Origin of the sequence: Flavobacterium aciduliphilum, assembly GCF_003268855.1 — a bacterium.
Lineage (GTDB): Bacteria > Bacteroidota > Bacteroidia > Flavobacteriales > Flavobacteriaceae > Flavobacterium > Flavobacterium aciduliphilum.
Genome location: NZ_QLSZ01000018.1, coordinates 1 through 9,074, shown reverse-complemented (window position 1 = coordinate 9,074; position 9,074 = coordinate 1). Strand labels below are relative to the sequence as shown.

11 protein-coding genes and 1 rRNA gene are annotated in these 9,074 nt (G+C 32.5%); 4 read left to right on the top strand and 8 right to left on the bottom strand.

All coding sequences use genetic code 11. From position 1 onward, the window contains the following. Positions 1 to 113: 113 nt before the first annotated feature. The 6 genes from CLV55_RS12665 to CLV55_RS12640 all read right to left on the bottom strand — a co-directional run bounded on the left by CLV55_RS12665 (position 114) and on the right by CLV55_RS12640 (position 4,479). Positions 114 to 1,073 carry a transporter family protein gene (locus tag CLV55_RS12665; protein ID WP_112114167.1) on the bottom strand — a complete coding sequence of 320 codons (960 nt, stop codon included), beginning with the start codon at positions 1,071 to 1,073 and terminating at the stop codon, positions 114 to 116. A 4-nt stretch (positions 1,074 to 1,077) separates the two neighbouring features. Further along, positions 1,078 to 1,359 carry a YHS domain-containing protein gene (locus CLV55_RS12660; RefSeq protein WP_112114166.1) on the bottom strand — a complete coding sequence of 94 codons (282 nt, stop codon included), beginning with the start codon at positions 1,357 to 1,359 and terminating at the stop codon, positions 1,078 to 1,080. 2 nt (positions 1,360 to 1,361) lie between these two features. Then, a complete protein-coding gene (locus tag CLV55_RS12655) occupies positions 1,362 to 2,393 on the bottom strand; it encodes a cytochrome-c peroxidase (RefSeq protein ID WP_112114165.1) in 1,032 nt (343 codons plus the stop codon). A gap of 59 nt (positions 2,394 to 2,452) precedes the next feature. After that, complete coding sequence (locus tag CLV55_RS12650; RefSeq protein ID WP_112114164.1) at positions 2,453 to 3,256, bottom strand: MbnP family protein; 804 nt, start codon at positions 3,254 to 3,256, stop codon at positions 2,453 to 2,455. Positions 3,257 to 3,348: 92 nt separating this feature from the next. Then, complete coding sequence (locus tag CLV55_RS12645; protein ID WP_245902730.1) at positions 3,349 to 3,723, bottom strand: hypothetical protein; 375 nt, start codon at positions 3,721 to 3,723, stop codon at positions 3,349 to 3,351. Between the two features lie 33 nt (positions 3,724 to 3,756). Continuing rightward, a complete protein-coding gene (locus tag CLV55_RS12640) occupies positions 3,757 to 4,479 on the bottom strand; it encodes a DUF542 domain-containing protein (protein WP_112114163.1) in 723 nt (240 codons plus the stop codon). A 224-nt stretch (positions 4,480 to 4,703) separates the two neighbouring features. On the opposite strand from CLV55_RS12640, the gene CLV55_RS12635 reads away from it, so the two are divergent. Next, positions 4,704 to 5,150: a DUF4890 domain-containing protein gene (locus CLV55_RS12635; protein ID WP_112114162.1), complete on the top strand. Its 447-nt coding sequence runs from the start codon at positions 4,704 to 4,706 to the stop codon at positions 5,148 to 5,150. 47 nt (positions 5,151 to 5,197) lie between these two features. Here CLV55_RS12635 and CLV55_RS12630 read toward each other — a convergent pair whose 3' ends face one another. Next, positions 5,198 to 7,150 (bottom strand): amino acid permease, encoded by a 1,953-nt coding sequence (locus tag CLV55_RS12630; protein ID WP_112114161.1) that lies wholly within the window; start codon positions 7,148 to 7,150, stop codon positions 5,198 to 5,200. A 180-nt stretch (positions 7,151 to 7,330) separates the two neighbouring features. Between CLV55_RS12630 and CLV55_RS12625 the strand changes: the two genes are divergently transcribed. The 3 genes from CLV55_RS12625 to CLV55_RS12615 all read left to right on the top strand — a co-directional run bounded on the left by CLV55_RS12625 (position 7,331) and on the right by CLV55_RS12615 (position 8,615). Beyond that, a complete protein-coding gene (locus CLV55_RS12625) occupies positions 7,331 to 7,966 on the top strand; it encodes a peroxiredoxin (protein WP_112114160.1) in 636 nt (211 codons plus the stop codon). Between the two features lie 62 nt (positions 7,967 to 8,028). Further along, positions 8,029 to 8,340 carry a thioredoxin family protein gene (locus tag CLV55_RS12620; protein ID WP_112114159.1) on the top strand — a complete coding sequence of 104 codons (312 nt, stop codon included), beginning with the start codon at positions 8,029 to 8,031 and terminating at the stop codon, positions 8,338 to 8,340. Between the two features lie 17 nt (positions 8,341 to 8,357). Further along, entirely contained in the window at positions 8,358 to 8,615 is a 258-nt protein-coding gene (locus tag CLV55_RS12615; protein WP_112114158.1) for a DUF6952 family protein, read from the top strand. Positions 8,616 to 8,996: 381 nt separating this feature from the next. On the opposite strand, the gene rrf is transcribed toward CLV55_RS12615, so the two are convergent. Next, positions 8,997 to 9,074 (bottom strand): 5S ribosomal RNA (gene rrf, locus CLV55_RS13120); the annotation flags it as partial.

The following is a 9,074-nucleotide window of genomic DNA, read 5'->3' as shown; positions in this document are numbered from 1 at the left end:
CAAATCAAATTTAAACAAAATGAGCCCGATTAAATATCGAGCTCACTATTATCAAAATTAATTATAAATTTGTCTAAACTTTTGGGTCCAGTCTAATGCCTCTTTTTTTTTATTTATAAACTATAATTAAAATTAAATCCTATTCTATATTTAGCTTGAACATTACCTCCCGTAAGATTTTGTTTTATGGGATTCATCATATTAATTCCTACAGACAAATTCTTCCTTCCTAGTTCAAGTCCAAATTTACTAAACAACACAGAACCTTTTGAATCCAAGACCTCTTGTTTCACTTGTTTGTTTGCTGCATATACTTCACCAGCAAATCCCAATTGTGGCACTAACTTAATTTTATCTAAATCTAAAAAATAAAACAAGGTACTTCCATAATTAAACTGATTCCCAAATTGATATTGCTTTTGGTTTTCCGTTTTATACACATAGCTTAAGGCTGAATTCAATCCGATGCTTTTTCTTCGGATGATGTATTCGGTAGCCACAAGATAATCCCAGCTCCCTGTTCCTAGTTGGAAACTAGAATTTAACGTACCATTATTTTGCTGATCATATTTCCCTGTTGGTGCTTTTATACCAGCACCCACTTGCCATTTGTGGGTAAAAACAGCTGTGCTATCCATTTTAGGCTGTACTAAAGTATACATTCCTAAAAAAGTCAAATCTCCAATACCAGAAATAGCTTCTTTACCCGTAATCAACTCTCTATTATTATTGTGATAAGGAAGTAAAGCGGTCAATTGAATTCTATTTGTAATAGGTATTCTCGACCAAATTTGAAGGGTATTAAAATTTTCCGTAATCCATGGTGAATTATTAAAAACGCCTTCTTTGGTGGTGTATTGTTGATAAACATATCGAATTCCGATAAAATTGTTATTCAACATTGAACTAAATCCCATACTCCCCCCATTGGCAGAACAGCCGCAAGCATCACAATCCTCTTCTTCTCTAAATAAATAATATTTTTTAAATGGATTGACCCCTTGAATAGTATCTTTAGTTGCAGCATTTGCTAGTTGAATGCCAACAAAAATTAGTAAAAGTATCTTTTTCATCGGTTTATTTTTTTGCCAAATATTTTTCTGGCGATTTTAGAAATTCGTCCTTACACATTTTGGAGCAAAACCCATATAAATTCCCTTTATAATGTGCTGTATCACTTACACCATATTTAGCAATATCCATCTGACAATAAAAATCAATTTTATTGGCGTATTTTAATGAATTTAGGGAGTTGATGGGTTTTTTAAACTCGCTTTTGTTAGGTTGTTCTACTAAAGTTTCTTTTTTGCAACTTGCGAATAGGAATAGTGCAAAAAGTATAAATAAAATATTTTTCATAATTATTCGGAAAATCGAGTATCATTAATATATTGATAATCAGTTAATGTTTTTAAAAATGCAATGATTTGCGTCTTTTCTGTACTTGTCAAAGCGATTCCTAAAGTACCGTTTTGATTTAAAAGAGGATCTAATGTTGGAGAACTAACTACTGCATTAGCGTAATGATTAAGCACTGCTTCTAGTGTTCCAAAACGTCCATCATGCATATATGGAGCCGTTAGCGCAACATTTCGTAAACTAGGCACTTTAAACTTATAATAATCCTGTGGTAATTGTGTTAAACGATACCTTCCTACATCATTTACCATAGGATTAATAGGCAGTCCATTATTTCTAAAGGAATTATCTGTAAACAAATCGGTGGCATGACACGAAGCGCATTTTGCCTTAAAAATGGAATAACCTGCCAATTCGTCGTCAGTTAAATCGCCTCCAGATTCATTCCTTCTGTATTTATCAAATCTAGAATTAGAGGAAATATTCATAACCATAAACTGAGCTAGAGCCTTAAACATGTTTTCAGTATTTATTTCCTTATTTGGAAAAGCTTGACTAAACAATTTTACATACTTAGGATCGGCTTTCATCATGGCCATAATATTTGCAAAATTACCATTCATCTCGATGGCACTTAGCAAAGGAATAACGGGTTGATAATCGAGATTATCAGCAGCTCCATCCCACATAAATTCTGTTTGAAACGCCATATTTTGAATAGATGGAGAATTTCGTGTTCCTGAGGCATTATTCACACCATGACTCACTGTATGTCCGTGATGTGTAAAAGCGTTTTGTTGAATATGACAAAAACTACACGAGATGTCCCCATCTGACGACAATCGTCCGTCGTAAAATATTTTTTTACCTAATTCAAAACCTTTCTCCGTGGGTGGATTTTGTGCTATGTTATAAGCTAAAGGTGGAAAATTAGACGGAACTTCAAATTTTAAAGGCACATCAACATACACTTCGTCCTTAGAACAACTCCACAATAATGGTAAAATGAAAGCAATGCTATATTTAATTTTCATTTTTTTATAGAATGAGCAAAGAAGCTGTTTAAGTTAACACTTAAACAGCTCTCTTTTAATTAATTTGGATTATTATGCACGTGTTCAACAGTAAACATACTCGATAGATTAGCTGTAATTAAGGGCAAATCTGAACCTCCCATAATCATAGCTCCCATCCCCATCCCATTGTGAGCGGTAAGATTTATTTTATTGGTTCCGTCAATTATTTTAGACAAATCGGTACTCAAATGAATTTGAGGGGTAATATTCGTTCGAACCAAAGCATCTTCAGGCAATGCTAAAGAAACTTCAGTATAATTGTAATCCGTACCTGTTTTTCCTGTATGAATCATAAATGAGGTATCAGTTGTTACTGTTGAAGATGTAAACGTTCCTTCAAAAGCCAGAAATTTGAAACCTGAAGCCCAACTCCAAGTCATTCCAGCATTTTGAGCTGTAGTCCAAAAATCGGCAATTCCCGTTTGTCCTAACTCGTATTGCGCTTGGTCAACGCCAATACCAAATGTTATAGATTTATAATTAGCCGCTGGCACATTGCTTAAATTTAATATCAAACTTGACGGAGTAGACTCGTCAACAATAAAGTAACTACTCGCTTTAGGATATGTAAATGTGCTTCCGTCTTCTTTCGTCAGGACGATATTGCTAACAATGTATTTGATACTGCTAACTTTCAACACTTCATTTTGAGAGGTTGGCATATTGGCCGCACCCAAAACTAGCTCATTTCCCGCAAATCCATTTTCAAATTGAATTTTTAAACTTCCTGTTCCTGAAACAGCATCTTCACTCTTACTACAAGATATAAGAGTGGTTGCGATTACTAGCAAAGCAATCGCTTTTTTAATATTATTTTTCATGTGTTTTATCTTGAATTTAATTAAAAGCAGGCATGGTACAATACCCCAGCAGAAAAACTATTGGGGTTGCATGCCATTTGATTCTATGTGATTCAAGATGCTATTGGGGGATGAAATACGAATACACTATTCAGAAAAGAATATAAATCAGAATAGACAGAATGTATTGTAAAAGTATTACGAACTAACCTTATACTTTCAACAAGAGATTCCGATTTAGAATAATAGTAAAATTCAACTTCTTGTTTTTGAGAACTTTTCTTATCAGAAGATAAAGGCTTGTCATTTTCAGCTTCTTTAGCCAATTCTTTTTTAAGATGACACTTACCACAACAATTTAATTCAGGTTTATCTTTATTTTCACAAAGTACTGTGGCGATGTATTTATAATTAACCATATAATCGACAACCGGAAAAACCGGCTTCAATACTATTAGTAACCCAATTATAAATACAATATTTTTCACGATACAAATATATAGCAAATAACACATTTGAACCTAAAAGATAGTAAAACAATCCTCTAGCTCTTTTGCATAACCAAACAATAAATTATTCTCTAAATGAATATGTTTTTTTATATTTTCATGAAATTCATGGAGCATTTCAAACGTTTCTATATAGTTTATTGAGGCATTACTTGGAGTTTGGAACCCGTGAGAAAGCTCATAAATCATGGCAATAAAGTTGCTTTCTGTGTCATGGTCAGCTCTCAATTTAATCAAAGAATTATCCACGGTTCTAAAGGAAGGTTGTTGTATGGTTTCATTGGCATTTAGCGCATGAATCATTTGTCTAATATAAGGGAATAGTGTATCTTCTTCTTTTTCTATATGACATAGCAACTCATAAGCACTAATCTTAAAAAAATCGTAAATTCGTTCCAATTCGGGATACTTTGTCCCTTCCGTTTGAACCAATTCTTTCAGCTTTTCCAACAATAATGGAATAACCTGTCGAGAATAATCATGATGAAAAACAAGAATATATTCGATCAATTCTTCTACGGAAAATTCATGATATTTAAGTGGTAACGGGATGCTTGAATTTTGTACAGCATGGATCTCCTGAATTAGAGCCTCATAATTAAGATTTCTCTCCATACATAGTTGTTCTAAAAGCACATCCCCTTTACAATAAAAATCTATCGATAATTTTGAAAATATTTCAGCTATTCTGTAATCCCTACACACATAGTGTGCCACTGTTTTTGAAGGTTTCATTTTGTTTTTTTAAAATAAATTAATTTAAAACTCACTTATAAAAAAGATTTAAAATCACTCTTGCAACAGGTTTAATCAAAAAACAAATATTTTTTTAAAATATGTTTATAGCAATGCTATATAAACACAGAGCAAAAATACAGAATTTAAACTAAAAGCAAATTTTATGTTAATCATTAAACCTTAAAGTATTATTTTAGTCCAATAAACTAAATATCAAATTTATGAAAAAACTATTTTTAGTAGCATTAGCTGTTGTTGGGATGACAACATTTGCACAAGAGCCAAAAAGAGACATGAAAGAAAAATTAACTCCTGAACAACGAGTTGAATTTCAAGTAAAAAAAATGGCTAAAGATTTAAGCCTTACGGATAAACAAATTGAACAAGTTAGAGCTTTGGTAAAAAAAGAAGTTGACAAACGTGAGGCTAAAAGAGCCGAAATGGAGGCTAGAAGAGCGGAAAATCAAAGGCCAACAAAAGAAGAAAAAGATGCGCGCAGAGATGAAATGAAAGCAAACGCAGAAGCAATGAAAGCTGAAATGAAAAAAATATTAACTGCCGAACAATATGCAAAATGGGAACAAAAATTGGCCGAGCGAAAAGAAAAAATGATGAAAAGAATTGAGGAACGCAAAGGAGAATCTATGAGTCCTTCAGAAATGAAATAAAAAGATTATAAGGTGATCAAAAAGAGGCAAATATAGCGCCTCTTTTTTTATGCTTTAGAAAGAAAACTATTTTTATAGCTGAAGCTAAAGTAAATGACTAACCCTATCAGGAGCCAAATAAAAAAGTACATCCAATTCCAAACACTTAATTGCGCCATCATGTATAGACAGCATATCAATCCTAATAATGGAATTAACGATAAATTTTGTTTCCAAGACCAAACAGCAATCGCTAGAATAGTTAACAAAAAAATCCACATCGGTATTTTATGTTTAAATAAATCCAAACCACTGTCATATTTCATTGATTCTTCAACAGGTAGGGAATCAATTAATTTTTTATAAGCCGTTTTATTGTCAAAATATTGTGTCAATGTTTGTTCTAAATCGGTTGTTTTATTTTTGATTTTATTATTTTCAACTAAAAAATCATATACTTTCTTTGTTCCATCAACGCCAATTGTATTAATAAAGTTGGAAGGATCCTTAATTTGCTTCTGATTTGTCACAAAAGAAAGCGTATCTTCTTTAAATTTTGTTACCGAAAACAACAACCCAATAAGCAATAAAATGGGGTAAATAAATTTAGAATTGATGTATGGCGTCTTAAATTTTCCTCTTGGAATATTAGGCTTATTTTGTAGCACCAAAACTCCAGCACATACCAAAACAAAAGCAAAAAGCGTTCCAATACTACACAAATCAGTAACCATAGTCAAATTTAAAAAGAGAGCGGGAATAGCGACAACAAAACCCGTAACAATTGTAGCATAAGAAGGTGTTTGATATTTGGGGTGCACTTTTGAAAAGCGTTTGGGCAACAACCCATCTCTACTCATACTCATCCAAATTCTGGGTTGTCCCATTTGAAAAACCAACAAAACACTTGCCATGGCTATGACAGCGCTCACTGCAATTATCCCAGACATCCACTTAAGGTTTAACTTATCAAAAACAAAAGCCAAAGGATCTCCAACGTTTAAATCGGAATATTTCACCATACCTGTTAATACTAATGCAATTATTACATATAAAATGGTACAAATTATTATAGCCCACATCATTCCTCTTGGCAAATCACGTTGAGGATCTTTACATTCTTCTGCTGTAGTTGAAATAGCATCAAAACCAATATAGGCAAAGAACACGGCCGAAACTCCTTTTAATATGCCTCCTAATCCATTTGGAGCAAAAGGACTCCAATGTTCCACATCTACATAAAAAATTCCAACAGCAATGACTAAAAGTATGATACAAAGTTTTACAACAACCATAAGATTGCTTGCATTCCTAGACTCTTTCATGCCTCTATATACTAAATAGGTAATGATGACAATGATTAATAGTGCGGGAATATCAGCAATAAAATGAATACCCGCAAAAGTAGGAGATGTAACCCATGCCTGATGTGCAAGTTGAATATTTTGAGGTAAATTCTGGAATAACTTACCTCCTTTCATTAATACAGTAGCTTCTTTAAACCCATTGGATGCTGTTAAATAATCCATTTGAACCCACTCCGCCAAAGTCCTTAAATGAAAGCCATATTTAGCATTTAGTGAATGTACAATTCCATCGAGAAGGCCTGTAAAATAGTCACTCCATGAAATAGCAACGGTTATATTACCTATGGCATATTCCATAATTAATGCCCATCCAATGATCCAGGCAACAATTTCACCAAAAGCAACGTAAGAGTAGGTGTAAGCACTTCCCGAAATAGGAACCATAGAAGCAAATTCGGCATAGGCAAATGCTGCAAAACTACACGCTACAGCTGTGAAGATAAATAAAAATATTACTGCTGGACCTCCATCAGCACTTGCTTTTCCAATAGTACTAAAAATTCCTGCACCAATTATGGCCGCAATACCAAAAGCCGTCAAATCTCTTGCTGTTAAATGCTTTCCGAGCGAATGATGTCCATCAGACTCATTTTTCTCAACCTGAATTAAAATATCTTGTATGGATTTTTTTCTAAATAACTTGGAAAAATTCATAATAGTAGGAATGTAATTTGAAACAAATATAAGATATTATTATTCTTTCTTACAATAATGAATTTCATAATAGCAAAAAACTATTAATTAATAAGAATATATAATGAATACTAATACCGTAATTCTAGTTTGTTATATAAATTTGCATCATAAAATTATTATTAACTTAAATAACACATCATGTCATTAGTAGGAAAAAAATTCCCAAACATTACAGTAGATGCCATCTCATTCATGGGAGACAATCTAAGACTTAACGTTTTTGAAGAAGCAACAAAAAACAATAAAAAAGTAGTTCTTTTTTGGTATCCAAAGGATTTTACTTTTGTTTGTCCAACGGAATTACATGCTTTTCAAGCGGCCTTACAAGAATTTGAAAAACGAAATACTATGGTGATTGGAGCTTCTTGTGATACAAACGAGGTGCACTTTGCTTGGTTAAATACACCAAAAAATCAAGGAGGAATCGAGGGGGTTACGTATCCTATTTTGGCGGATACAACACGCAATTTATCAGCTGCTTTAGATATTTTAGATGCAGAATGGGTATATGATGAAGAATTAAATGATGAAATCTTAGAAGGTTCCAATGTAACATTCAGAGCTACTTATTTAATCGACGAAGAAGGTAAAATTTTCCATGAAAGTGTAAATGATATGCCTCTTGGTAGAAACGTAAATGAATATTTACGCTTAATTGATGCGTATACACACGTACAAACTAAAGGTGAAGTATGCCCCGCTAATTGGGAAGAAGGTAAAGATGCGATGTCTCCAGACAGAAACAGTACGGCTTCTTATTTATCATCTCACTAAAAATATAAATAGTAAATGCAGTTGAAAAAAATCAACTGCATTTACTCAAAAAAAATATTATTATGTTTCAAGAAATAGAAAAAGATAATTTAACAGAAATTATTGCAGAAAATGAAATTGTTGTTGTACAATATGCTGCGTCTTGGTGTGGAAATTGTCGTATAATGAAACCTAAATTCAAAATGTTGGCTAATCAACACGAAAACATTCCTTTTATTATTGTGGATGCCGAACAATTTCCTAATTCTAGAAAACTAGCTAAAGTTGATAATTTACCTACTTTTGCTACGTTTAAAAACGGTGCTCTTCTGAATCAAAGTCAAACTAATAAAGCTGAAGTACTCGCTGAATTAGTTCAGGAAGCCATTCAATAACCTTTCAATCTCCATCCATGAAACTCCCTATAATAAAGCACTTATGTAATTTTATTGAATCGAATGATCAAGATTATATTATTGAAACCCTTGAAGTATTAGAAAATTTATGCGAATTTGAAAGCTTAAAAGAAGAAGAGCTTGAAGTTATTGGTGAACTTATATCGAATCTCTATGGGGCTTTAGAAGTTCAAAAACTAATAAAAGAAGGCAAGGACAAAAAAACAGCTTTAAATGAGTTTATGAAACGAGTTTTAGGAGCTATAGACAAATAGAATCATATCTAAGCAATCCGATACGGATTGTTTTTTTTTTGCATTATAGTCAAATATACCTAAAGTTATTTCTTATCTATTAAAATATAAAAGAATACAAAAATTTCAAGTTGCTGATCTAATCTAATTTTATTTATAATTCTAGATAATCTATTAAGATTAAATCCCAAAAGGTTTACGCTTCACATCCTAATTCAAAAATTGCATCGACAATACTTATAATTATTTTAACTTCCTAATAACGTATTAGAATACAAAACAATAGCACTTCTCTATATTTCTAGTTAACCTAGCTTTAATTATAAATATCTAAACACTAAAATTAGAACGTTGAGGCATACAAAACAAAAAACCTCTATCGTTTTGATAGAGGTTTTAAAAGAAAGGCGGCGACATACTCTCCCACAAGATGCAGTACCATCTGCGCAGTCGGACTTAACTTCTCTGTTCGGAATGGGA

Excerpts from the sequence above, each read along its gene's own strand:
- CLV55_RS12640 (WP_112114163.1), bottom strand. The coding sequence starts at position 4,479 with ATGAAACCTTCAAAAACAGTGGCACACTATGTGTGTAGGGATTACAGA.
- CLV55_RS12625 (WP_112114160.1), top strand. The coding sequence starts at position 7,331 with ATGTCATTAGTAGGAAAAAAATTCCCAAACATTACAGTAGATGCCATC.
- CLV55_RS12655 (WP_112114165.1), bottom strand. The coding sequence starts at position 2,393 with ATGAAAATTAAATATAGCATTGCTTTCATTTTACCATTATTGTGGAGT.
- CLV55_RS12660 (WP_112114166.1), bottom strand. The coding sequence starts at position 1,359 with ATGAAAAATATTTTATTTATACTTTTTGCACTATTCCTATTCGCAAGT.
- CLV55_RS12615 (WP_112114158.1), top strand. The coding sequence starts at position 8,358 with ATGAAACTCCCTATAATAAAGCACTTATGTAATTTTATTGAATCGAAT.
- CLV55_RS12630 (WP_112114161.1), bottom strand. The coding sequence starts at position 7,150 with ATGAATTTTTCCAAGTTATTTAGAAAAAAATCCATACAAGATATTTTA.
- CLV55_RS12620 (WP_112114159.1), top strand. The coding sequence starts at position 8,029 with ATGTTTCAAGAAATAGAAAAAGATAATTTAACAGAAATTATTGCAGAA.
- CLV55_RS12635 (WP_112114162.1), top strand. The coding sequence starts at position 4,704 with ATGAAAAAACTATTTTTAGTAGCATTAGCTGTTGTTGGGATGACAACA.
- CLV55_RS12665 (WP_112114167.1), bottom strand. The coding sequence starts at position 1,073 with ATGAAAAAGATACTTTTACTAATTTTTGTTGGCATTCAACTAGCAAAT.
- CLV55_RS12650 (WP_112114164.1), bottom strand. The coding sequence starts at position 3,256 with ATGAAAAATAATATTAAAAAAGCGATTGCTTTGCTAGTAATCGCAACC.